General features: G+C 44.5%; 21 protein-coding genes and 5 pseudogenes. 14 read left to right on the forward strand and 12 right to left on the reverse strand.

The features are described 5' to 3' along the window. Nucleotides 1-6 precede the first annotated feature (6 nt). Genes OGX98_RS15555 through OGX98_RS15570 form a run of 4 tightly spaced genes read left to right on the forward strand, consistent with a single transcriptional unit; the run spans nucleotide 7 to nucleotide 4,164 of the window. Nucleotides 7-1,218: a glycosyltransferase family 4 protein gene (locus OGX98_RS15555; protein ID WP_045446480.1), complete on the forward strand. Its 1,212-nt coding sequence runs from the start codon at nucleotides 7-9 to the stop codon at nucleotides 1,216-1,218. A gap of 1 nt (nucleotide 1,219) precedes the next feature. Further along, nucleotides 1,220-2,332, forward strand: coding sequence for a glycosyltransferase family 4 protein (locus tag OGX98_RS15560; RefSeq protein ID WP_200012312.1), 1,113 nt, complete (start codon nucleotides 1,220-1,222; stop codon nucleotides 2,330-2,332). 2 nt (nucleotides 2,333-2,334) lie between these two features. Beyond that, a complete protein-coding gene (locus OGX98_RS15565; protein ID WP_045446474.1) occupies nucleotides 2,335-2,742 on the forward strand; it encodes a hypothetical protein in 408 nt (135 codons plus the stop codon). 30 nt (nucleotides 2,743-2,772) lie between these two features. Then, nucleotides 2,773-4,164: a DUF4832 domain-containing protein gene (locus OGX98_RS15570; RefSeq protein WP_286595504.1), complete on the forward strand. Its 1,392-nt coding sequence runs from the start codon at nucleotides 2,773-2,775 to the stop codon at nucleotides 4,162-4,164. Between the two features lie 48 nt (nucleotides 4,165-4,212). Here OGX98_RS15570 and galE read toward each other — a convergent pair whose 3' ends face one another. The 6 genes from galE to melR form a co-directional block, all read right to left on the reverse strand. Next, the gene (galE, locus tag OGX98_RS15575) at nucleotides 4,213-5,229 is read right to left on the reverse strand and encodes a UDP-glucose 4-epimerase GalE (protein ID WP_048220722.1); all 1,017 of its coding nucleotides are present in this window, start codon (nucleotides 5,227-5,229) and stop codon (nucleotides 4,213-4,215) included. A 67-nt stretch (nucleotides 5,230-5,296) separates the two neighbouring features. Next, nucleotides 5,297-6,235, reverse strand: a complete 939-nt coding sequence (locus tag OGX98_RS15580) for a glucosamine inositolphosphorylceramide transferase family protein (protein ID WP_286595505.1) — start codon at nucleotides 6,233-6,235, stop codon at nucleotides 5,297-5,299. A gap of 161 nt (nucleotides 6,236-6,396) precedes the next feature. Beyond that, nucleotides 6,397-7,032, reverse strand: a complete 636-nt coding sequence (locus OGX98_RS15585) for a carbonic anhydrase (protein ID WP_045446462.1) — start codon at nucleotides 7,030-7,032, stop codon at nucleotides 6,397-6,399. Between the two features lie 220 nt (nucleotides 7,033-7,252). Beyond that, nucleotides 7,253-8,425, reverse strand: coding sequence for a MalY/PatB family protein (locus OGX98_RS15590; RefSeq protein ID WP_045446459.1), 1,173 nt, complete (start codon nucleotides 8,423-8,425; stop codon nucleotides 7,253-7,255). Nucleotides 8,426-8,559: 134 nt separating this feature from the next. After that, nucleotides 8,560-10,029, reverse strand: a complete 1,470-nt coding sequence (gene nhaC, locus OGX98_RS15595) for a Na+/H+ antiporter NhaC (protein WP_286595506.1) — start codon at nucleotides 10,027-10,029, stop codon at nucleotides 8,560-8,562. Nucleotides 10,030-10,223: 194 nt separating this feature from the next. After that, nucleotides 10,224-11,162 (reverse strand): transcriptional regulator MelR, encoded by a 939-nt coding sequence (gene melR / locus OGX98_RS15600; protein WP_045446456.1) that lies wholly within the window; start codon nucleotides 11,160-11,162, stop codon nucleotides 10,224-10,226. Nucleotides 11,163-11,693: 531 nt separating this feature from the next. On the opposite strand from melR, the gene OGX98_RS15605 reads away from it, so the two are divergent. Together OGX98_RS15605 and OGX98_RS15610 are read left to right on the forward strand one after the other, a co-directional pair. Continuing rightward, nucleotides 11,694-12,890 (forward strand): SEL1-like repeat protein, encoded by a 1,197-nt coding sequence (locus OGX98_RS15605; RefSeq protein ID WP_200012307.1) that lies wholly within the window; start codon nucleotides 11,694-11,696, stop codon nucleotides 12,888-12,890. A 413-nt stretch (nucleotides 12,891-13,303) separates the two neighbouring features. After that, complete coding sequence (locus OGX98_RS15610; protein WP_286595507.1) at nucleotides 13,304-14,308, forward strand: acyltransferase family protein; 1,005 nt, start codon at nucleotides 13,304-13,306, stop codon at nucleotides 14,306-14,308. Nucleotides 14,309-14,396: 88 nt separating this feature from the next. Here the strand turns inward: OGX98_RS15610 and OGX98_RS15615 are convergent, their stop codons facing one another. The 6 genes and pseudogenes from OGX98_RS15615 to OGX98_RS15640 form a co-directional block, all read right to left on the reverse strand. Continuing rightward, nucleotides 14,397-14,753 (reverse strand): Rap1a/Tai family immunity protein, encoded by a 357-nt coding sequence (locus OGX98_RS15615; protein WP_045446450.1) that lies wholly within the window; start codon nucleotides 14,751-14,753, stop codon nucleotides 14,397-14,399. Between the two features lie 146 nt (nucleotides 14,754-14,899). Beyond that, nucleotides 14,900-15,052: pseudogene (locus tag OGX98_RS15620) on the reverse strand (IS3 family transposase); the annotation flags it as partial. Further along, nucleotides 15,048-15,164 (reverse strand): annotated as a pseudogene (locus OGX98_RS24090) (hypothetical protein); the annotation flags it as partial. The pseudogenes OGX98_RS15620 and OGX98_RS24090, both read right to left, overlap by 5 nt. 409 nt (nucleotides 15,165-15,573) lie before the next feature. Next, nucleotides 15,574-16,440 (reverse strand): hypothetical protein, encoded by an 867-nt coding sequence (locus OGX98_RS15630; protein WP_286595508.1) that lies wholly within the window; start codon nucleotides 16,438-16,440, stop codon nucleotides 15,574-15,576. 218 nt (nucleotides 16,441-16,658) lie between these two features. After that, nucleotides 16,659-17,670, reverse strand: a pseudogene (locus OGX98_RS15635) (site-specific integrase). A gap of 1 nt (nucleotide 17,671) precedes the next feature. Beyond that, on the reverse strand, nucleotides 17,672-18,304 hold the full coding sequence (locus OGX98_RS15640) for a phage repressor protein CI (protein ID WP_286595509.1): 633 nt from the start codon (nucleotides 18,302-18,304) through the stop codon (nucleotides 17,672-17,674). Between the two features lie 116 nt (nucleotides 18,305-18,420). Between OGX98_RS15640 and OGX98_RS15645 the strand changes: the two genes are divergently transcribed. The 8 genes and pseudogenes from OGX98_RS15645 to OGX98_RS15680 all read left to right on the forward strand — a co-directional run bounded on the left by OGX98_RS15645 (nucleotide 18,421) and on the right by OGX98_RS15680 (nucleotide 24,854). Further along, nucleotides 18,421-18,663 carry a Rha family transcriptional regulator gene (locus OGX98_RS15645; protein ID WP_286595510.1) on the forward strand — a complete coding sequence of 81 codons (243 nt, stop codon included), beginning with the start codon at nucleotides 18,421-18,423 and terminating at the stop codon, nucleotides 18,661-18,663. Nucleotides 18,664-18,695: 32 nt separating this feature from the next. Further along, nucleotides 18,696-19,205: a phage regulatory CII family protein gene (locus OGX98_RS15650; RefSeq protein ID WP_286595511.1), complete on the forward strand. Its 510-nt coding sequence runs from the start codon at nucleotides 18,696-18,698 to the stop codon at nucleotides 19,203-19,205. 7 nt (nucleotides 19,206-19,212) lie between these two features. Further along, nucleotides 19,213-19,413: a phage filamentation protein Fil family protein gene (locus tag OGX98_RS15655; RefSeq protein WP_286595512.1), complete on the forward strand. Its 201-nt coding sequence runs from the start codon at nucleotides 19,213-19,215 to the stop codon at nucleotides 19,411-19,413. After that, a pseudogene (locus OGX98_RS15660) lies at nucleotides 19,377-19,706 on the forward strand (DUF5347 family protein); the annotation flags it as partial. The gene OGX98_RS15655 and the pseudogene OGX98_RS15660, both read left to right, overlap by 37 nt. Beyond that, nucleotides 19,698-21,568, forward strand: a pseudogene (locus OGX98_RS15665) (replication endonuclease); the annotation flags it as partial. The pseudogenes OGX98_RS15660 and OGX98_RS15665, both read left to right, overlap by 9 nt. A 153-nt stretch (nucleotides 21,569-21,721) precedes the next feature. After that, a complete protein-coding gene (locus OGX98_RS15670; RefSeq protein WP_286595513.1) occupies nucleotides 21,722-21,895 on the forward strand; it encodes a hypothetical protein in 174 nt (57 codons plus the stop codon). A 229-nt stretch (nucleotides 21,896-22,124) separates the two neighbouring features. Then, complete coding sequence (locus OGX98_RS15675; RefSeq protein WP_286595514.1) at nucleotides 22,125-23,756, forward strand: alpha-L-rhamnosidase-related protein; 1,632 nt, start codon at nucleotides 22,125-22,127, stop codon at nucleotides 23,754-23,756. Between the two features lie 399 nt (nucleotides 23,757-24,155). Continuing rightward, the gene (locus OGX98_RS15680; RefSeq protein ID WP_286595515.1) at nucleotides 24,156-24,854 is read left to right on the forward strand and encodes a DUF4145 domain-containing protein; all 699 of its coding nucleotides are present in this window, start codon (nucleotides 24,156-24,158) and stop codon (nucleotides 24,852-24,854) included.

A 24,854-nucleotide genomic window follows, 5' to 3' on the forward strand; every position in this document is an offset into this window, starting at 1 on the left:
GATGTGATGAAAATTTTATTGGTTAACAAGTTTTTCTTCATTAAGGGTGGGGCGGAAACGGTTTATTTTCAGGAACGAAGCATGCTGAAAAAAGCTGGCGTGCAGGTGATTGATTTTTCCATGCAGCATGAAAAGAATTTCCCTTCTGATTATGCGGATTTTTTCGTCGGTAATGTGGATTATCATAAAGACAGTAGTCTGCTGGGCGGTATCAAAACGGCAGTTAGCTTTATTCATAACGCTGAAGCCTGTAAAAAAATGCTGGCGTTATTACAAAAAGAACGCCCGGATATCGTCCACTTTCATAATATCTACCACCAGTTGACGCCGGCATTGATTAAAGTGGCGCGCAATTTTGGCTGTAAAACGGTGTTGACTGCGCACGACTATAAGATTGTTTGTCCCTCGTATTCAATGTTACGTGAGGGTAAGGTTTGTGATGCCTGTATCACCGGGACAGTTTTTAATGCTTTCAGATATCGCTGCCAGGAAGGCTCTGCCTCGAAGAGTTTACTGCTCTCTTTAGAGGCTACCTGGCAATATATTGCGCAAAACTATCAGGCACTGGATGTGATCGTGTCACCCAGTAAGTTCTTGCGCGGTATTTTGCTGCGTACCCTGCCGAATTCCCGTATTGATGTGATCGTCAATGGCGTTGATGACAGCCAGCCTGTCGGTGAGATAAACGATGAGGGTTACGTGCTGTACTTTGGTCGCTTGAGTCGTGAGAAAGGGGTGGCAACGTTGCTGCAGGCTCATCAAAAAATGCGTAACAAAGCCACACTGAAAATTGTCGGTCACGGTCCGCTGTATGACGAGTTGGTTGCTAAATACCCGGATGTTGAATTTTTAGGTTACGTGCAGCAGGGAGAGGCGCTGGATAATCTGATTAAACGAGCCAGGGTGGTGATCCTCCCTTCTGAATGTTATGAAAACTGCTCGATGGCGGTGTTAGAGGCGATGGCATTTGCGAAGCCGGTGATTGGGTCGCGCATTGGCGGCATTCCAGAACAAATTCGCGATGGTATTGAAGGGATCTTATTTGAGCCGGGCAATGCACAGGAGCTGGCGGGGGCGATGGATACCCTTGTAGAGGATCCTGAGAAAGCTCGGGTGATGGGCTTACATGGCCGTGAACGTCTAAGTGAAAAATATGCTCTCGACAAGCATATGGAGACGCTACAGACGTTATATAAAGAACTTTTAAGCAGGCCATAAGATGAGCAAAAAAATAACGGTGTTTGGTACTCGTGGGATCCCAGATGTATTGGGCGGTGTGGAAACGCATTGCCAGAATCTTTATCCTGCTATTAAACAGCAGTTTGATGTTGATATTTGTGTCATCGCCCGCTCGCCGTATGTGAATTACAAACGGTCTTCCTATAAGAAAGTTGAAACTTATGCATTGTGGGCACCTAAAAAACGCTCGCTGGAAGCGATTGTCCATTCCGTTTTAGCGGCGTTCAGAACCTGCATAGACCGCTCGGATATTGTGCACGTACATGCTATTGGTCCTGGACTAGTTATTCCTTTATTGCGTTTGTTAGGTAAGAAGGTAGTTTTCACCCATCATGGGCCTGACTACGATCGGCAGAAATGGGGATATGTCGCCAAAAAAATATTGCTGCTCGGTGAGCGCTGGGCGGTGAAATATGCCAGCGAGGTGATTGTTATTTCTGAGGTTATTAACCAACTGATCCAGAAAAAACATGGCCGCTATGATGCACATTTGATTTACAACGGCGTCAATGAACCCCGGTTATTATCAGATAACACTCTTCACACCACGCTTTCCCGCTTCGGACTCGAAGCGAAAAACTATTTAGTTGTGGTTGGACGATTCGTTGAAGAAAAAGGGATGCATGATGCTATCTCCGCTTATCAACAAAGCGGTTTGCAACTGCCATTAGTATTAATTGGTGATGCGGATCATCCGACCGAATACAGCATTCGACTCAAGCAGCTTGCTGCCGATACCCCTGGCGTAGTAATGACTGGGTTTTTAAGAGGTGATGAGCTGCAGGCGGTGTTTTCGCAGGCAAAACTGTTCGTGATGCCTTCGTACCATGAAGGATTGCCGATAGCGTTATTGGAAGCTATGTCATTCTCCCTGCCAGCTGTGGTGAGCGATATTCCTGCTAACCTCGAGGTCAAATTGCCTCCAGATGCGTATTTTAAGGTGGGGAATCTGACTAATCTGGCTGAGAAAATGGCTGTGTGGGCAGCAGCTAATAGCGTTGACTATAGTGTATATTTGCAAAATTATAACTGGCACGAAATCGCCAGAAAAACAGTCAATGTCTATCACTCAATCGATAAAGATATAGGTTAATTTTGACCAGTCCTCAAACACGTCCCCCCGCTATCGAGAGATTTTATGCTCAGCTTGATCCGCAGATATCGGAAGAGTTAACTCCGGAACAAAAAGCGGGGGTAGAGAAAGCGGTCCTCGCCATTACCCTGGGCGCAAGGCACAAGGTTGATATCCGCAGAAGTTTCCCTTTTTTCGGTAAACGTTTTTATCTGGTTTTTTTGCTTGGCAGAGATTTACGTCAGCAGCATCGCCAGGAGTCGACGTTGTCGCGAATCTTGCTCACTTTTTTGCTGCTGATTGCCGTGCTGTTTGTCACCAGCTGTATATTGCTGACGCTGTATATGATCAAATCTGCATTGGGTATCGATATTTTCCACAATTTCCACGTTGGTATTTGGGACTGGTGGTTAAGCCTGAAAGACCGCTAGCGTTAACAGACTGCTGAGGGCGTTGCTGCGATGAAGTGTAAATGGGTTTCTGCACTGTTGTGTTTGTTCTTTCCGCTGGCGGCAATGGCCACATTAACGACCGTAACGCCCCAAGCACTGACCGGCCCTTTGACGAATCCTGGTATTGGGGTTGCCAGTTTTCATCAGGGATATGGCGAAAAGCTGGGCCTGGCTGATTACCCTGATACCGGATTTGAATATGAGCGTTTTTACTGGCGAGAACTGGAGCCCGTCGAAGGTCAGTACAATTTTGCACTTGTTGATGATGCTTTCAAATACGCAGCCGCACATCGGCCAGCGATGAATGTAGGGCTGCGGTTTATGGCGCTTGCAGAGCCGGAAAGTGGTCCGCAAATACCTGACTGGTTGATTAAAAAAGGAGTGAAAGGAACATGGACGCCCGATCATAAAACCTTCGCCCCTGATTTAGATGATCCCCTGTTTATTGAATACAGTCAGCGACTGCTGAATGCCTTTGGTAAGCGTTACGATGGTAATGAGAATCTGGCTTTTGTGGATATTGGCATGGTAGGGGCATGGGGAGAGTGGCATAACAGCAACTTTCCGACGCTGAAACCACTGCTGGAGAGGTACACGACGGCTCAGTTGGATCGTTACGTCGCCATGCATTTTTCTGCTTTTCCTGTTACCCCGAAAATTATGTTGATGAGTGGTGGTCAAAGCCTGGCGAATGCGGTGGCGCTAGGGGCTGGATGGCGCGCGGACTGCTGGGGCGACCTGCGCGTGTTTTCCGATACCTGGAATCATATGCACGATGATTATCCACAACGATTGTTGGCGGCGCAGACAAGTTTTTCAGGATTTAATGATGCCTGGAAGAAAGCGCCAGTGAGTCTGGAAATGTGTTCATATATGCCGGAATGGGAGAAGACCTACCATTATACGCGGGCTGAAGTGCAGGGGATTTTTGACTGGGCGGTGAAGCAGCACGCCAGTACGATCAACCTGAAATCGAGAGCGGTCCCCAGTGAATATCGGCCGATTGTCGATGATGCGCTGACAAAGCTGGGCTACCGGTTTCGTTTAGCCTCCCTGAGCCACGAGTCAGTATGGCAAAATGGACAAAGCCTGGCACTGACCAGCACATGGTATAACGATGGTATCGCGCCTATTTATCTTCCTTACACCCTGTCATTTCGCATTATTAATGATGCCAATAAAGTTATTGCACAAGGGAATGTGCCGGAAGATATTCGTCGCTGGTTGCCCGGAAAACATCTGCTGAATTATCAGTTGCCAATGCCAGGTGCGTTGCCGGAAGGGATGTACCATCTTGAGGTTGCTATTGTGGACAAGTCTGGCATGGCCAGAATTAACTTTGCCAATGAAGGAAAACAGAGCAGCGGTTGGTATCGAGTGTCGTCGATTACCGCACGTTAGCCTGCAGCCGCAATGCGCCCAATAGTAAGGCGCATTGCGGGTTAAATATTACTCGTGATATCCGTCAGGATTGTTTTTTTGCCAGTTCCACGTATCACGCATCATTTCATCAAGTCCGTAGATGGCCTGCCAGCCTAGCTCTGCTCGTGCTAACGACGGGTCCGACCAACATTCGGCGATATCACCGGGCCTTCTCGCTACTATCTTATAATTGATTTTTGTTTGCGCCGCTTTTTCGAAGGCTTCAATGAGATCAATGACGGAATAACCGACTCCGGTACCCAGATTGATAACTTTGAATGACTCGCCTTTATCCTGGCAATCCAGTGCCGCTAAATGACCTGTTGCCAGATCCATAACATGGATGTAATCACGCACGCCTGTTCCGTCAGGGGTCGGATAGTCATTACCGAATACAGACACGGTTTCAAGTTTGCCAATCGCAACCTGTGAAATGTAGGGTACCAGGTTGTTAGGTATCCCATTAGGATCTTCACCAATCCGGCCTGAAGGATGAGCGCCAACGGGGTTAAAATAGCGTAGGCAGGTGATGCGAAACTCGGGTTGTGCGCGCGAAAAATCCGCCAGAATTTGCTCGACCATAAATTTGGATGTGCCATACGGATTAGTTGTACCGCCTGTACGTGACTTTTCACTTAGCGGCACGTTTTCCGGTTCGCCATATACCGTTGCGGAAGAACTGAATATAAAGTTCTTAACTCCTGCGGTTAACATCTCAGAAAGCAAAACCAGCGTTCCTGTGACATTGTTTTCATAGTAGGCGAGAGGTTCTTTTATTGACTCTGAAACCGATTTTAGTCCCGCAAAATGAATAACGTCGGTGATGCTATGACGGGAAAAAATTGTTTTCAAAGTATCCCGATCCAGGATGTCAGCAATGTAAACGACGGGTTCTTTTCCGGTGAGTTCTGCGACTCTGTTCAGTGATGTTTGAGAGGCATTCGAGAGATTATCGATGACGATGACGTCATCTCCTCTCTCCAGAAGGGTTAGCACGGTATGTGAACCAATATAACCAGCGCCACCTGTGACTAGAATTGCCATACAGTCTCCAGATAAATTTTATGCAAACGACCATTGATTTACCAATGCCACTGCCATAAATAAAACGCTATTGGTGGCGTCTGGTAAGGTAAAAATTCCTGTATTTCACCATGCACTTATATGATATTTTTTTAAGTATGGCTAAAAAGCTAAACCGGTTTATCTTGGTATCATAAACAATATAGTTGCCAGTGAAATTTAATGTATGTACCCCTTCGCTTTGGTTGATGCTGGCGTTTATTTGTACAACCAGACTCTCATCAAATGTGGCAGCGTCAAGAGTGTTTAACTCTTTGATATAGACTGACTTTCCATAAGTCTCTGGCGTACACTCCTGGGTGAGGATGTACATTTTATTATTTATACAGTGTGGCGAACCCGCTCCCCGATGGTGTTGATTACATACGTGTAATGCTGGCGTTATTTTCTGCCATGGCCCATTTACCTCCGCGGCTGTATGAATCGTTAACTCATCATCCATCGTGGTGGATAAAAGATAGAGATTCCCATTGTGCGAACAAAGAACATTATCTGTTAATGCGATGTCAGACAGTAATACTTTTACTTGCTGCCAGCGTACGGGGAAATCTATGGACTGGAATAAGATAACTTCTTTTCTTTCGGAGGACTCAGGGATCATGAAGAGTTGATCATGACTGTAAAATAAAAAAGGGAATGATAAATGGCACTTTAGGTTATCAAAACCTTCGAGTTTTACATCATCAAGCTCAACCAAATTAGCATCAAGTATGCGACATCGTAATATTCCTTTAGAATTACGAAAACTTAATGCTTCATAAAAAACATATACTTTATTGTCCCTTTCAATAATGAAAGGATCGGCCTGGAAGGTATATTTTTTTTTGAGTTGTTGTCCCTTGGTGTTAGTAAGGATGTCCAGCGTATTGGTGGGGAATGTATGAGGGCCGTCATTTTTAATGATCACAGTGTCCCACGACTCATGAAAGAATAACATATTAATAAGTCTGTTATTTTTCGTTCGCATTCGCAACTGCTCCTTTTTATCGCTTAATTTGCTGCTGGTTCCAATACGGCTACACTCATCGCCAGTGTAAAAGCTAGTAGCAACAGTGATTTTTGTCCACTAGCAGAGATAGTGGGGGGGAGGTATGACGTTGCCAGAGCATCCCTGCTCCAGTTGAGGATTTATTCGAAATGTACCTGCGGATTATCTGCCAGCGAAACAAAGGCTTTGCTGTTTTTATCCAGAGTACGGATTTCGCCGCTTTCAATGTCGTACACCCAGCCGTGCAGACGCAGTGCATTATTACGTAGCCCAACAGCAACTGAAGGATGCGTTTTAATATTGTTCAACTGAGCGATAACGTTCTCTTCTACCATCGCGTTAACTTTATCGGTTTCGTTATCCCAGGTTTTTTTATCGACCACCGCTTTAGCGGCATCGGCATAGTGCAGCCAGTGGGCGACCGCAGGCATCGGATCCAGGCACTGACTTTCGGCAATGGCTTTCATCGCGCCGCAATTGGAGTGGCCACAGATAACGATATCCGTCACGCCTAATGCGACAACCGCGTATTCGATAGTCGCAGATACCCCACCTGGCTCCGGGCCAAAGGAAGGCACGATATTACCGGCGTTGCGGATAACAAAAAGCTGCCCTGGCTCTTGCTGTGTGACGAGTTCTGGTACCAGGCGACTGTCTGAGCAGGAGATGAAAAGCGCTTTAGGATTCTGGCTGGATGCCAGGCTGCGGAAGAGTTCCTTACGTTGAGGGAAAATCTCTTTTTGGAAGTTGAGGAAGCCCTCAATGATATGTTGCATAGCAGTGTCTCTTTTCTCTGTTTAAGCAGGTTATGATGAAGATCACACTTTCCAGTTTAACACCAGCAGACAGAAGAGAAAGACTTTATAGCCGTTAAACCAATATCTTTGGGTAATAAATGGCAGGTATTTACCTTGTAAGGCCAATGGTTGCCCCATCGCTGCAGGGCAACATAATATCGATAGCGGACAGCGAAAAAGTACGCTGATAAGCTCAAGATTAGCTTGCGTAGCGCCTTTGGTAAGCCGCTTTTAGCCTGTTCATCGCTTCCACCAGAACGGCGCGTGGACAGCCAACGTTTAATCGCATGTGTCCCTCTCCGCCTGGGCCATACTGTGCGCCAGGAGAAAGACCCAGTCGGGCTTCATGAACAAAAAATGAAGCGAGCTGCTTATCGCTGAGTTCCATTTTTTCAGCATTAAGAAAAAGCAGATAGGATGCACCACCATAGGTAACTGATATTAAAGGACAGTTTTTCTCTATTTCGCTTTTTACAAACGCGACGTTATCAGACAGATAAGTTAATAAATTTTGGTGCCAGTTAGCGCAGTGAGTATAGGCGCTATAAATGGCTGCCTGCTGTAATGAATTTGTCTCTGCAAGATAACAATTATCGAGAAAACCATAAAACTGACTGCGCAGCTCATCATTTTTAATAATTGCTATCCCGCCCTGGATTGCCGCGGTATTGAAGGTCTTGCTGATCGAAGTCAATACGATTGATTTAGCGTTGAGACCTTCATCAATGGTAAAAAACGGGTAATGTTGCTTACCCGGTAAGGTTAAATCACCGTGGACTTCATCCGATACAACGATAACGCCAGCCTCCTGGCAATAGAGGCTAATTTTCTCAAGCGTTTCCCGGCTCCATATCATCCCGCCGGGATTATGTGGTGAAGGAAAAAGAAACATTTTGCACTGTTTTAGCTTCTCACGGAAATCATGCCAGTCAAATTTATAGCCCCCATTCATCTCGACCAGGCGTGTCTGGATCAGGTTTCTGCCGCTGGTCTTTACAAGATTTGGATAAGGGTCATATATTGGGGTACAGGTCAATATATTATCGCCCAAACGGGTGAGCGCCATCAGAGATAACACAATCGTTTTAATGACCCCTGGGACAAAATGCACCCAGTGCTGTTTGATGTCGGTGTCATACTGTTTCGCATACCAGTGGATAACCGCTTCCTTCCAGTGCGGATAATCCAGGTTATATCCCTGAACGGGTTGTTCAACCACAGCATGTAGCGTATTCATAATCGGCTCTGGAGTGACAAAATCCATATCTGCAATCCATAGCGGCAATACATCATGAGTGCCAAACATCTGTTGTAATTGCCCGTATTTACGGCAACTATCATCCCTTATGACAATATCGTCAAACAAAGACATTGTTAACTCCTGGTCAGTCTCTATAAATTATTATTTAAACAATGAAATATAAATGCAGAATATTTATATGCATATAATCTGCATGTCAGCTAAATATCGAATAGTTAACCCTGGTGAATATCGATATTGATTTTTTAATTAGCCGGTGATTTTTGCTCGGCCATATTCTCAGCGACATTGTCTGGCTCGTATTTAGCAATGCCGATACCTGTCGCCGCCCACAGTAGTGCGAAGATGACGCCGCTGTAGCATAAGATTGCCCACGGCAAATAATCGAGGGTGGCGACTCCGAGCATAGTTGCACAATAAACGCCGGAAGCAGACCACGGAATAATAGGTTCGACGACCGTCCCGGCATCCTCGGTGGTTCGCGAAAGATTCTTTGCGGCAAGTCCCCGTTTTTTATACTCGTCTTTAAATGCATCGCCACATAACAGCAGCGGTAAGGTACCATTTGCCGTGCAGGCACAGATGGTGAATGTCGTAACAATAGTGGTGGCAACCAGACGGAATGTGGATTTAACGCCTTTTGTCAGTGCGTTAATCACGGTATGCAGAGAACCTGTTGCGCTCATGGCACCGGCAAAACGAAAGGCGCTGAAAACAGTCACAAAGCTACTAAACATAGAAATTGCGCCACCTCTCTCCAGCAAGCGAGAGACATCAGATGATAGTGCCGGAAGGGCATCTCCTGTGAGCATAGCGAGCTTAAAGCCGCTGACTACGGATTCACCAACAGAGGATGCCGTGAATGCCTGAAAGACTAATGCCAGAATCATCGAGACTAAGGTCGACAGAAATAACATGGGAATAGGTGGTTTCTTTGATAATGAACCGTATAAAACAATAATCGGCGGTAGCAGCAACAGAATATTAAAGTGATAAATCTGGCCGATAGAGCTCATTAAATTAGTGATATTTTCTGGAGCACTGCTGGTTGCATTAATACCCATCCCCATATAACTGTAAACGACACAGCAGATAATAAATCCAGGTCCTGTGGTCCATAGCAGATGGCCGATATGTGAGTACAGGTTTACACCGGCAGCCAGTGCCGCCATATTGGTTGAATCAGAGACCGGCGAGAGTTTATCGCCGAACCAGCACCCCGAAACAATGGCTCCGGCAGCAACCGGGAGTGAAACATTGAGGCCGATCGCCACGCCAATCATGGCAATCCCTACGGTACCGATAGATCCCCAGGACGTACCGGTGCAGACAGAGATCAGTGCTCCCAGCATAAAAGCGGAAATATAGAAATATTGCGGATTAATCCACTTCAGACCGTAATAGATCATCATGGGGATAGTTCCTGACACCATCCATGAGCCAATTAAGAAACCGATACTGGCGACAATCAATATTACAGGTAGCGCTTCCGATATTTTATTACAAATGGATTTTAGAATGTCATCCCAGGTGTAGCCATGAGCGATAGCAATAAATGAGGCGGTCGCTGTCCCCATCAGTATCATTGGTTCTGCGCGAATACCAAATATAAAATACCCGATGCTAATTCCGCTCAGCATTACCACCATTGGTAATACTGACCATAAGAAAGATAATGGTTTTCTGTTGTGTGAGGTACAGCTATTCTGTTGCATAATTCCATCCCAATCGTTAATGGCTGAACGAATCAAATAAATACCTGCTACAGGTCATTCAATTATTGAATGACATAGTGGCTAGTGTTTCCGGAAAAACGCTATTTTTATTAACTGTATCGGGTTCTCTATTTTGATCGTGACTCTGATGTTCATATCCCGGTAGTAATATAAGCGGCGGTTTTGCTAATAAATTATCCCTCCACATAGGGTTGATGATTTCGCCGTTGTTGGCTGAGTTTACGGTACTGTTGCGGCGGCATACCGACATATTTATGAAATGAGCTGTAAAAACGACTGCTGGAGCGAAAACCCGCAAGCATGGCAATATCGAGTATTGTCTTATCAGTATCACTGAGTAACGCTCGCACGTGGTTGATGCGCATCGCGGTAATATACTGTTTCATGGTTAGTTGCATCACCCGATGAAATATACCCATCGCGTAGTTTGGATTGAGTTTAACGTGCTCGGCTATGGCATCGACCGTGAGCAGTTTGTCACAGTTGGCGGCGATAAACTCAAGCATCTGGCTGACGTAAAACTGTGAATGCCGCGAAATACTGTTCTTCTGGGTTCGTGATGTTTTATGACCCAGTACAGGCTTCCAGCCTGAAAGACTAAAGCGCTTGAGCATTAGGGCAATTTCATCAATGGCCAACTGGCGAATCTGCTCGTTATCGCTGTTGAGTTCGTTCTGCCAGCGCTGAACTTCAAAAGCGCTGAGTTGCTGTGAGGCTAACGAGGTAATAACCATCCCGTGTGTCACATGGTTAATCAGTTCACGATCCAGAGGCCAGGATAAAAACAGATGCATGGGTAAATTGAAGATTGCCATTTGCTTACAGTGCCCGGCATCTGTGAGTTGATGAGGCGTACAGGCCCAGAATAGCGTGATATAACCCTGTTTGCTGCGTACCACTTCGTCATTAAACAGGTATTCCACATCGCCATCAAATGGCACATTGACCTCAACCTGACCATGCCAGTGGCTGTAGGTCATCGCCAGCGGTGCCCGCAACTCGACATCCATCCGCTGATACTCTGAATAGAGAGCCAGTGGGCTGCGAGTCTTTTTTTCATAACTGCGGCACATGTGAGGGTCATGTGGCAGCTGCGGGATACTTTTTGCCATTATAGGTTGCGTTCCTGGATTGTGAGACTGACCGAGTAGTAGCGCCAAAGCATGAACATAGCTTAACTGAAAAAAAACACCGTTTTCTCTCCGTTTTCGCGAAGTTATTCCCAAAAACTCAGATCCTCTGTCTGTTACTTGAAGATCTGAGTTATCGGGAATCGCAGAATTTAACCTGGCAATATTGCAAATGATCTGCGCGGGGAAAGCCACTCCCTCCGGTACCTTTATGTTAAATCTGCTTCCATATTATCCCGGGTATTAATGATGTGTTTGATTAACATTCAATAATAGTCTGAAGACAAAAGGCCACGATGTGTGATGAGATATGTTTTTCATTTGGCGCAATAATTGTTATCTCGCTGAAAATATCATTGTCAGAATCACCTGAATTATCATGAAGTTATTTTTCCTGCTTTGTCCAGCCGATGTCTAATAGTTCTGATAGGGATCACAACCGCCAGTCAAACCGGTTGGATTGTGCAAGTGTCATCTCCATTATGTGCATTTTCTTAACAAGGATTACGTTTTATGAACAGTCGGCCTCTCCTCGCCTTAACTTTCATTGGCCTGTTATGGGGCGTGGGAACATCACAAGGACAGGCAAAAGAGTGGGAAAAGGAGCCTGTAGCGGTATTACAGCAGGGTGCCGGGGAGGGGGATGTAGATGCGCAGTACTGTCTCGGAATACGATATTTCGAAGGTCAGGGGGTTGCCCGGGATGATAAGCAAGCCGTTGAGTGGCTTACCCGCGCAGCTGAGCAAGGGAACTTCGATGCGCGCTATTTTCTTGCCTTAGTCTATTTTGATGGCGAAGGGAGGCGCTGGTATGACGAAACGGTTATCGACTGGTTTAACAAACAGGCCGAACAAGGAAATAAGAAGGCGGTTGAGTGGCTAAGTATTGCTGCCGAACGGGGAAACTATCATGCGATAGAGTGGTTACACCGGGCTGTTGAGAAAGGGAATCCTGACGCGCAGCATTTTCTTGAAAGTAAGAAGTCACTGTTAGATGGCTACAACACCGTTCAGTCATTGAGCAAAGCGGCTGAGCAAGGGGATGCCAGGGCGCAGGGCCTGCTCGGTCGAAAATACCTGGAAGGTGATGGCGTGGGTATGGATAACAACAAAGCTTTCGCATTGTTTAATCAGGCTGCCAGCCACGGAGATACACTGGCTCAGAGCATGCTGGGGGCCATGTATTACCTTGGTGAAGGTGTCGGTGTGGCGCAGGATCACAAGAAAGCGTTTGAGTTATTTAATCAAGCAGCTCCCCACGGTGATGTGCTGGCTCAGGGTATGCTCGGCATGATGTATTCAAAGGGTGAGGGAACGGCACAGGACGATAAGAAAGCCGTCGAGTGGTATGAACAGGCCGCCGCACAGGGAGATGCTGGCTCTTACAAGGAGCTTGGGTTGATGTACTTAGAAGGTAAAGGTGTTGCCCAGGATGACAAGAAAGCTGTTGAACAATTTGATCAGGCAGCCAGAAAGGGCAACGCGGAAGCGCAGGGAATGCTGGGAAGGATGTACCTCGAGGGGAAAGGCGTCGATAAAGACTATGCGCAAGCCTATATCTGGAATGCTGTGGCCGTAGCTAACGGGAACTTTGATGCGCAGACCGGGCTTGATATTACCCGGGAGAACCTGACTCCAACAGCTCTAAAGGAAGCGGACTCGAAGGCGAGGAAATATTTCGAGCAGTATCGATATCAGCCGAAAATGTAGCCCAGTCTGGATTAACAAAAGCCCGTAGAGCACGGGCTTTTATAAAGAGTTTGGATCGCGGATTCACAAACCGTAGAGCTTAACTTTCCTATAGCGTGGCGATAATTTCTCAAGAACGGAAATGCGATCGACGGGACGGGCAATGAAGCCAGAACTGCCGATGTAATGACTGATTAAGGCCGTATTGTGGCAATCGGTCAAATTCACATAGGCGTAAATAAACAGGATATTGATGCGACGAGAAAAGTTGTGTGTCCTGGGTTTATTATTATTCATTTTTATTATGTTTATTGGCTGATTAATGATGCCTATAAATATATTTCTGTTGTGTTTTTTTGTTTCATATATGAAGGTGAGTTTATTTAAATGTAAAGTAAAATATTTTAGAGAAAATATCAGGAGGTTATAATGAAATGAATGTTAAATGCAGTGATAATTTTACCCTAATCAGGTTGGTTCTGGCTGTTGGTGTACTACTTGTACATAATGGAGGTATTACAAATTCAGATGTGTTAAAGCCGATCCTGTCTTACCTCAATGGTGATGTGATTGTTGAATGCTTCTTTGTGATAAGCGGCTATCTGATAGTAAAAAGCTACATGAGGAATCAGCGTGGTTTTTTCTACAGGCGTGCTATAAGATTACTTCCTGCATATTACTTTTGTCTTTCTTTTATTGTTTTTTGTGCCTGTGTAGTTGCGATGTATAGTGTCGGAGAACATTTTTTTAACCTTGATTTATTAAAATATATTTTGGCAAATGCAGTATTTATGAACTTTCTGCATCCGGCTTTGCCCGGTATATTTGTCGATAATCCATTAACTGCTGTCAATGGTTCATTGTGGACGCTTAAAACGGAAATCATCCTGTACTTATCTGTGCCGATCTTTTTTTATATATACGTGCGGAATAAAATGCTCGCTTTTACTTTGGTCTGCTTGGTTTCTGTCCCGTGGCTGTTTTACTTCCGGTGTATCAGTGATTCACCTAATGCCAGGATGATGTCGTTACAGTTTGTCGGTATGGCGGCATATTTTTTCGGCGGTGCATTGTTTGCTATTGTTAAAAATTTTATAAAACTCATTCCACCAATTGCAGTTGTTTCTGCTGTTTGTTATATGCTGGCGGAAGGGAAAGAGTTGAGGTTTTTGAGTGAATATTTTCTTGTTGTATCCTCTGTGCTTTTTTGTTGTTTGAATATCCCTTTGGGATTCAATTTTGAAAAAATAGGGGATTTTTCATATGGTATCTATCTGTATAACTTCCCTGTAATCCAGCTCCTTTACTCTTTAGGGTTATATAACACGCATCCATATTTATCATTCGGGTTGTCATTGATACTGACTTTTTTTGTGGCAAGTGGGTCGTGGTATTTAGTAGAAAGGCGGTTTTTGCAGTTAAAGTCAAGGGTCAGATAATATGAAATATAGATTAGCAGTCGCTCATTAAAAACGAACGACTGGTTTATAAACCTGGCGTCAACGTATAAATCCGCCTTTTGAAGAGTTAAGAAGAGCAGGGGTATTTTTCAACCAATGCCTCAGCAACTATCATTGCTGGGGGATTATTTCTTTCTTCTGGTTTGTTTTTAAGCCAATTGCCTACGGTATCGAAAACCTGGTTTATATCGAATGTATCCGAAATACAAATCTCTTTCTCAGCCGTCAGAACTGTTGCTATTCCTCTTACATATCCTGAAAATGCGGCTGGAGCGGATTGTTGGTAAATAGTGTTATGATCCTTTTTATAAAGCTGATAACCCTCGAGAAGATAACTGCTATTAAATTTGTCAGGAATTTCAGCGTGTGACACTAATGGTATAAATAAATTGAATGCCAGAATAAGCCTGGTGACAGTGTTCATGTGGTTACTTTTCTTAAAAAATGACACTCATCTCAGCACGATGCAGTGAAACGGTTAGGAATTAATCAATTCATTTTAAAGTAACATGCCGATTAATTGCGAGTCCAGAAAAGAATGAATCTTATTTTGGATTTTTGGTTGTTGGAATTTAAAATATCGCTCCGGGTCTCTTCTCGCGTTCCGTAGATCATTTTATGTATCCGTTCACGCTTCAGTAACAAGAATAAGTTTTTCGCAACTGTGTTGTCGTAACATCTAAAACGGCGACTGATGTAGCCTTCCAGCCTATGTGATTTCAGGTGCAAGTTGGAAAGTATTGATTTTGGCTTCTAACGAACAGCGGAGTTGTTCTTGCTGATCAATTTGTTTCGCCAGAAAAGTGCTGGACTCCGCCCGAAAGCCCCGCGCATCGCCATCGTAGAAAACGTGATTCGTTTCCCCGAATCAGGCAGATTCGATTTCTTTTACGGAGAGTGATTTGTCTGGCCATTGCCGGGTTTCCGTAGTTTTAGGCCCCTCAAAAACAATAGAGCTTTTCGTTGGGCCTATCAATGGGTTTAAAAGGTTCGGATTTAATTAGTTGGCTTCAGACTTCGCGGGACAAATTGAGGGCACAAAAAAGCCCTCAGGGCTTGCGCCGTGCGGGCTCTTAGGACTTCATCGGATGACTCTGGTAATCACCGGTGGAGAATTTTGGGCTGGCGGGAGTTGAACCCGCGTCCGAAATTCCTACATACTATTAATTTACTACATAAATCATATGTTTATTGATTAAATCAATAGCTTGAATTTATGTGGTGTTACCGGGTTTGATGCATTTTTACGTTCTTGCAGCCACTGTGTCGCCATTGATGAACAATGATGGCTTATGTTGGTCTGATTGATATTTGATAAGTTTGAATATAAGTGGTTTGTTTTTTCGTAGATATTCTATGGAGTCATAGAATGTTCCTTTGTCGTCCATTTGTATATCTTGGAAACTAATTGGTGTGGTTATTTCCATCACGTTAAGCATAAACTGAGAAATAATTTCAAGCCTTCCTGATAATTCAATGCTAGAACCGAAATTTGTTACTAATGATACTCCTGGGCTATTGGTGAAATAACAGTGATGGTAATTCAATTCTGGAACTTTTATACAAAGCATTTTATGTAGAATTTCTAATTTACATTCGACTTTATACAAAGCGATTGCTTGTTCTCGAATTATATCAAAGGGGGTATCATATTCTCCGCGGTTTGTGTGTGCAGTAGTTAGTTTGTTGCATTCAGAAACCATTTCAAAGAATGTGTCTGATAATTTTTTAGTGTACTCTTTTTGTGAATTACATATTCCAGTGTTAGGCGAGTTGTCTTTAAACATAAAATTATAAAGATGTACTGGATAAGTTATATAATATTCATGGTTAATGTCATTATTATAAGTTACATTAATTCCTAGTGATCTCTTGGGGAGATTGGTGAAATAATCTGTGATATGCTTGAAATGGCTATAGTAGCTGTCAGACAGGTTTTTCTTTTGTGCTGCTTCTATTTGTGCATTGGTTTGTATAGTGCGATGGATGTTGTTTATAACAGCAACAAACGGAATGGTTAGCGATAACATGCCAATCGGCAACTTACTAATTAATATAAAGTTAGTGAATCCCTCATTATCAAATTTAGGAAGGTGATCAAACCATGACAAAACCCCGAAAAAAAAGTGCTGAACAACATGGCACCCTGATGGATTGTTTAAATAAGTATTGTTTTGTTAGAGGTTCTGCGTTCATTTGAAACGCTTTATTTTTAATGGTTAGCTTTATTTCAACTGCTAAATAGCATACAAACAAAAATAATAAAATACTTGAGGTGAGGGTGTCTGGTTTATACGAGAAATACCAATCATGAAGCATCTCTAGCTTCCTATTTTAAAGAGTTTAAAGGATTTTTAGATACAGCATCTTCTAAGTGCTCGGGGGCGAAATGAGCATAAATCATTGTCATTTTAATGTCAGTATGTCCTAGTATATCTCTCAATACTAAAATGTTTCCGCCATTCATCATAAAGTGGCTGGCAAAGGTATGGCGCAGCACGTGGATACATTGGCCTTCCGGTAATTCTATGCCAGCCCGTTTTACTGCGCGTTCAAAGGCTTTTCTGCACGGGGTGAATAACTTCCCTCTGTTCTTGGGGAGTTCGTCATACAGATCCTGAGATATCGGTACGGTTTTTCTTGCCTCTGGTTTTGGTGTAGGTGATTCGGTATTTTGATAACTGATGGCCCTGCATGTTTTCGGCTTCACTCCAACGCGCGCCGGTAGCCAGGCATATTTTTGCAATCATCAGCAGGCTGGGGCTTTGAGAATCCGCGCAGGCATCCAGTAGGCGTTTAATTTCTTCCGGTGCAAGGAACGCCAGTTCACCCTCTGCAATTTTGAATGGTGGCAGACCGGCGAGTGGGTTGGGTGCTGACCAATGGCCCAGCTTTTTCAGTGTGCCAAAAACCGATGATAGGTTGCGTTGTTCAAGATTTACCGTGCGGGGCTTAACAGGCGACATAAGCGCGCCATCTTCATTTCGCACTTCACCTTTTAGCCGTGCTTCGCGGTATTTCGTAAAGCCACCGGCGGTCAGCTCAGAGGCGTTGGGATTGCCTAGACCATTACAAATAATTTTAAGTTTCGTCATCAGGCGTTTGGGGTCTGCAAGCGTCTGCCCGTAGAGTGAGTGCCATTGCTCAATTACTTCTGACAAGCGCCGACGATCTTCCTTCTCACCAAGCCATTGCTTTTTGTTTACTTCATCCATGGTGAAGTTTTCGAATGCTATGGCCTCGCCTTTCGTCGCATATTGCTTACGCACGCGTTTGCCGTCGCGCCCGTTCGGGTAGCACTCACACAACCATTTTCCGTTCGGCTGCTTTCTGATTGTCATATTACAGACTCTTAATTACTTTTATAGCACGGCCTACTACCTCGATATCATCAAGGCTGCACTCAAAAGATGACTCACCCTGCTTGACAATTAAGCGATTGCCGGGGATGCGCGCAAGTTTAGCTATCGTTTTTATTCCATCAATATCAACGAGCCATACGCCATTTACTGGTGGAGTGCCGCTACGGTCAATGAGGTAAGAGCCATCGCCTGTATGGATGAGCCACGGATTAGTCATGTTGTGGGGGATTAGACTGTTATCCAATATCACCTTGCCTTGGTCCACTAAAGCGCCACCATCTAATGTGGCCTTATCAATTTCAGGCGCTACAACCTCGGATAACGGTTTGATGTGAGTTTGGTTCACAAAACCAAAACTATTTTCCTGCACGTTATTATCATTTTTATCACCTTGCCCAGTCGTTAACCAAAGCAGCGAAACCCCAGTTTCAAGAGCGCACTGTATAACCCATTCAGCAGGGAAGCTGTTTCTTAAGTATCTGTTTGCCATAGTGCTTTTTGAAACGGAAAGATGGTCACACAACTGCTGTCGAGAGTTGAAGTTATAAGCCTTAATCAGCCTATTGATAGCTTCACGCCCTCCGCTATCATTACCTACCTTGATGGATCTCATAAGCAAAACCCTTGGTGCGTATAAAATGTGATCTTAGTATTCTTTTAAGGTTTTAAAAACAAATCCTAACCCTATAAAACGAGATAAATCGAAACCAAACCAAGAGATACTGCACTATGATCACTGATATTTCAATTCGTGTACCAGAAGAGATGGCTACGCCTGCAGAGTTCGCTGAATGGGAAGGTATCTCCCGTGGCTCTGTTTACCAGAAAATTCACCATTGTCAGCTTGCTAAGTACATGGTCAAGAAAGAAAAAAACAAAGGTCGCGTAAGCCTGCGTTACCTGATGTACAAAACCGACCAGGTTCGTGAATCCCTCGGTCATTCCAACTTTCGCGTCATTGTTGGTCAGTAAGTTCAATTATGAGAACTTTTTGAGAGGGGCGCATGTTTGATTATAAGATTTCCAAACATCCACATTTTGACGAAGCCTGCCGGGCTTTCGCGCTGCGTCACAACATGGCGAAGCTGGCAGAACGTGCAGGAATGAATGTCCAGACGCTGCGCAATAAGCTGAACCCGGAGCAACCGCATCAACTTACGCTGCCGGAGATTTGGCTGCTGACTGATATCACAGAAGACTCAACGCTGGTTGACGGTTTTCTGGCTCAAATCCATTGCCTGCCGTGCGTGCCATTGAATGAAGTGGCAAAAGAGAACCTGCCACATTACGTCATGAGTGCAACTGCGGAGATTGGGCGTGTAACTGCAGGCGCAGTATCCGGTGATGTGAAAACCAGTGCAGGCCGCCGCGATGTTATCAACAGCATCAACACTGTCACGCGCCTGATGGCTCTCACCGCAGTTTCATTACATGCGCGTTTGCAGGCGAATCCGGCGATGGCAAGCGCAGTAGATACCGTGACGGGCCTAGGCGCTTCGTTCGGTCTGATCTGAGGGGGCTATGCTGACTAAAGAACCATCTTTTGCATCACTTCTCGTTAAGCAAAACCCTGCAATGCACTACGGCCATGGTTGGATTATGGGGAAGGATGGTAAGCGCTGGCACCTGTGCCGTTCCCAGGATGCACTGCTGGCTGATCTGTCCACAACCAAACAGGGAAAAACATGGCTATCGAAGGTGCTGCGGCGACTGTTCCATTAAGCCCTGGTAAACGCCTGGACGGACTGAACCACATAGCGGAGTTAAGAGCAAAAGTGTTTGGTCTGAATATCGAGTCGGAACTTGAGCGGCTTATTGGGGATATGCGCAACCCACGCGACGTGAACAATAAACAAAATGAGAGGGCACTGGCAGCCATATTTTATATGGCAAAAATTCCGGCAGAACGTCATAGCGTCAATATTAGTGATCTGACTACTGACGAAAAGCGGGAACTGATTAAAGCAATGAATCATTTTCGTGCAGTGGTGAGCTTATTTCTCAAACGGCTATCAGCCTCATTCCGGTTCATGGCGAGCCATGACGGGCTGGAGGGGCTGCTGGTTCTACCGGAAATGAGTCAGGATCAGGTCAAACGTCTTTCCACGCTGGTTACGGCACACATGAGCATGTGTCTTGATGCGGGCTGGGGTGATCTGTCTGCTAGCGATGATGTAAAACTGGAAGAAATCCGGCAGACATGGGAAAAAGTCGCTGCAGAAACTATGCGACTTGAGGTTATACCACCTGCATTTGAGAAACTTGCGCCGCAAGAAACGCCGCCGTAAACCCGTGCCTTATGAGCTTATCCCGCCCTCGCTTGCACGTATGCTGTGTGCGGACTGGTGGTATCGCAAGCTGTGGCAGATGCGCTGTGAATGGCGGGAGGAACAACTGCGTGCGGTATGCCTGGTCAACAAGAAAGCATCGCCGTATGTCAGCTATGAAGCCGTGATCCACAAACGCGAGCAGCGCCGCAAATCACTGGAGTTTTTCCAGTCGCACGAACTGGTTAATGCAGACGGCGACACGCTGGATATGGAAGACGTGGTGAACGCCAGCAGCAGCAACCCGGCACACCGTCGTAATGAAATGATGGCCTGTGTGAAAGGACTGGAGCTGATCGCGGAAATGCGCGGAGACTGCGCGGTGTTCTATACAATCACCTGCCCGTCACGCTTCCACGCAACCCTCAACAACGGCAGACCAAATCCGAAGTGGACCAGCGCCACTGTCCGCCAGAGCAGTGATTACCTGGTTGATACGTTTGCTGCTTTTCGCAAGGCAATGCATAAAGCCGGGATGCGCTGGTATGGCGTCCGCGTTGCGGAGCCGCATCATGACGGCACCGTACACTGGCATCTGCTGTGCTTCATGCGCAAAAAAGACCGCAGATCCACCACGGCGCTGCTGCGTAAATTTGCCATCCGTGAAGACCGTGAGGAACTGGGCAACAATACGGGGCCGCGCTTTAAGCCCGAGCTTATCAACCCGCGCAAAGGTACACCGACCAGCTATATCGCTAAATACATCAGCAAGAACATCGACGGGCGCGGGCTGGCTAAAGAAATCAGTAAAGAAACCGGTATATCACCGCGCGACAGCGCCGAGCATGTCAGTGCCTGGGTTGGTATTCCGGGGCGTCAGGCATACCGCGAGCTGCGATTGCTGGCTGGTCAGGCTGCAAGAGCGCAGGGCGACAACAAAGCGGGTGCGCCGGTTCTGGAAAATGCTCGTCTGGACGCCGTGCTGGCTGCTGCGGATGCGGGATGCTTTGCCACTACATCATGAAGCAGGGCAGCGTGCTGGTTTCCCGTAAATATCATCTTGTCAGAACGGCATACGAGCTTAACGACGAGCCGAGCGCCTACGGCGATCACGGAATCCGTATCTATGGCATCTGGTCCCCAATTGTTGAGGGCCGGATTTGCACGCACGCCATCAAGTGGAAAATGGTTCGTAAGGCCGTTGACGTTCAGGAGGCGACAGCCGACCAGGGCGATTGCGCCCCTTGGACTCGTGGCAATAACTGTCCCCCTGTTGAAAATTTGAACCAATCAGGGGGCGAATTACCTGAAACCAGAGAGACAGAGGAGCTGCCGGACCTTCACGATCTGAGTGCGAAGGAACGGCGGGAGCTGACAGCCTGGCTGAGGCTGGTAAAACCGAAGCGGGGGAAAGGGTACAAACAGGAAATTAACGATCAGCAGCGCCAGCATCTCGACGCTGAGTTGAGGTCGAGAGGGTTTGAAGCGAGTGAAACAGAGGTGGATCTGCTTTTACGTGGCGGCAGCATTCCGTCCGGGGGCGGCTGCGTATTTTCTACCGCAACCAGCGCCTGCGGGAAGATGATAAGTGGCGGCTGTGGTATTCGTAATCGACTGTAAGGCAGGTGGTTATTGCATTCTCTGCGAAGTATCTCATTGAAAGCGAAAAAGCATTTTACATCCGGAAATTTATTCTATACTGTGTATGTAAGTAGTTGATATATATGCAGTCTATTTATCCGGTAGTATCGATAGGAGGGAAGATGCAGGACTATTTTTTGGAGTCGTTGAAGCTCCAGCGCATTGATTTTTTTATCAGGCTTGTAGCTGCTAATGAGTGTGATGACGAAGAAAAGCAGCTGGCTATCCAGTGGGTTTCTGAGTTAATGGATGAGGTGATAAACAAAACAGAAGTTCCTAATGATATAAATTATTAATCATTCGATAGAAATTAAATGTTATTTGATTTTGGAAACTTCGTTATTCTGAAATAATTCCTTAATACTTTTCGTATTATCTATTTTTTAAATTTTTGGTTCGTTTCTAGATTGATGTTTTGTTTTAAATAGCTATGGACTCTATTAATTATCTAGTGATGTTGATTTTGTGAGGTATCTAATGTATTCTTATTTCTTAATGTAATTATATTAAGATAGGTGGGGTAGCATGGATCGTAGGGATTTTTTGATAACTTCTGCAACAATAATCTTGGGTGGAATATCTCATAAGGTTTTAGGTAGCGGGGAGGTAAATGCTGTTAAAAAAACAATTCATCCCAATCTATATTTAAATAAAGCAAATCAATTGACTCCAAAGCTTCACTCTCATTGTTTAAAGCCCAGTAAATATATTGGCTTTCAAAAATCAAATAATGTTTTTGGATATGAAAGGGTTGTGCTTGGAAGTGTTGAGGAATTATCTAAAGTATCCTTTTCAAAATCTCAATCAGTAATTTTAGATTTAGAGAAACATAGTGTTGGGTATTTTTCTTTTGCGGTGGATTGGGATAAAGGGGATTTCGATGCGCCATTGAGAATTAAATTAATATTTGGTGAAACCCCGATGGATATTCAAGGGCAGTTTTATCCATATAATGGGCCCTTGAGCGCATCATGGTTTCCTGAGGAAATTATAACTGTAGATGACTTACCAAGTAAGATTAACGTGAAGCGTAGATTTGCTTGTAGATATATAAAAATTGAAATTGTAGCATCTTCACAAAGTGATTCATTTATTTTTTCAGATTTTAAATTTAATGAGGTGACATCTGCAGGTGAATTAAAGAGCGTATCTACTATTATAACTGACGAAAGACTCAAAAGGATTGATGAAGTTTGTATTGCGACATTAAGAGATTGCATGCAGACTGTTTTCGAAGATGGTCCTCGTAGAGATCGTAGAATGTGGATTGGGGATTTAAGACTTCAAGCATTAGTTAATTATCAAACCTTCAAGAATTATCATCTTGTAAAAAAAAGCATTTATTTATTCACTGGGTTGCTTGTTAAGGGGGGATTTGTTCCACCAACTATTTATGAAAAACCACATCCCCGCCCATCTAATAGCATGATATTAGATTATCTGGCAATGTACTGTTGCACTGTTTACGATTATGTGACAGAGACAAATGACATTGGATTGCTTAAAGATGTTTGGCTGATATTAAAAATACAAATTGATAAACTATTGTCTTATGTTGATGAAAATGGTGTTTTTCAGGATCCAGGTAATGTGTGGATATTTATAGATTGGGGAGACGTTCTACATAAACAAACTTCAATGCAAGGGGTCTTAATCTATTGCTTGAAATTGATGAGTAAGTTAGCTAATAAATTACATGATGACAAGTTAAATGAGAACTTAGAAAAAAAATATAAACTAATGATTCATGCTTCATATGATAAATTTTATACCCAAGACGTTTTTATAAGCGGGCCTCAAAAACAAATTTCTGTAGCAAGTCAAGTGTGGATGATTTTAGCCGGCGTTGGTTCGAGTGAAGAGCAAAAAACAGCCCTTGAAAAGTCTTTGTCAAATAATGAATCAATTAAACCTGTAACTCCATATTTAGCCCACTATTTGGTAGAGGCAATGATTTGCTCAGGGTTGGTTGAAAAAGCTAGGGAGTATATCAAGTGTTATTGGGGGGGAATGCTTGATGCAGGTGCTGATACTTTTTGGGAGGTTTACGATGGTACAGATAAAATTCCTACGCCCTATGGGTCTATTCTTATGAATAGTTATTGCCATGCCTGGAGTTGTACTCCGTCTTATTTTATAAGAAAGGGCATGGTTTAAATGTTTAATGCTGAGGAATTACTAGGTGAGTTTTTTTATTCCTGTAATTTACTGTGCAAATTTCGAATATTTCTTCTCCTTGAGGATGAGTAATAGATAGTTTCTTGGTCAATCTAAATTGAGAGATTTCACTTAGTGATGACTGGATCGCATATCTAAAGCGCATGGATTCGCATGATCTTTTCTGGATCGTTTTATCTCCGTCCCGCCAGTACTGTCGGGCTTTTGCGTATGTTGGGCACCTGCATGAAAACCGCTACATGAAGCGGGCAGGCGTGGCGGGGATACGAGTGCGCGCTCATGGCTGAATTAATGAATTTATGGTATCAAATAAGCTAGCTTTTGAAGTCGTGAATATTCAATTTTTAAACTCATTTTTCAAAGGGAGAAGCAATTGACATGGTTATGTTAGTGGATGACTGTCCACGATGTGGATCACAAAAAATAGCGTTTGATGTTAATGGGCTGAATTGCACTAAAATTTACAATACATTAGGCGGAGGTAAAACGCACGAGTACGAGGTCTATTGTGTTTGCCGAGAGTGCCATAAAACGACTATGTTTCTTTGCTTGCCTTTAGTGAAAAATAAAACTTTAGATGGCTATAATTGGGCAAATGGAACATTCGGCTTAAAGGAAGTTGCAGAGGTTGTTAGACCTATATCACCGGCAGACTTAGCAGTAGAGGAGCCACCAGAGTTCTTACCTGAGCATATCAATAGTGCATATGAGGAAGGGGCGAAATGTTTGGCTATTGGTTGTCATAATGCAGCGGCAACCATGTTTAGGCTTTGCCTTGATTATGCAACAAAAAGACTTCTTCCTGATGGGGAGCAAGGGCCTGCGCAAAAAACAAGGAGAAGCCTAGGGTTAAGAATGGATTGGTTGTTTGATAACTATCTCTTACCTGAAGCTTTAAGAGAACTGGCTGAATGCGTTAAAGATGACGGAAATGATGGCGCGCATGAAGGTATTTTGGATAAAGCTGCTGCTGAGGATCTTGAAGATTTTACCTATCTGTTTTTAGAGCGACTTTACACTGAACCTCAACGCCTTATCGAAGCCAGGACAAGGCGTGAGCAAAGAAGAAAAAAATAA

The sequence above is a fragment of the Citrobacter sp. Cm046 genome (assembly GCF_030333065.1).
GTDB classification, from domain to species: Bacteria; Pseudomonadota; Gammaproteobacteria; order Enterobacterales; family Enterobacteriaceae; genus Citrobacter; species Citrobacter murliniae.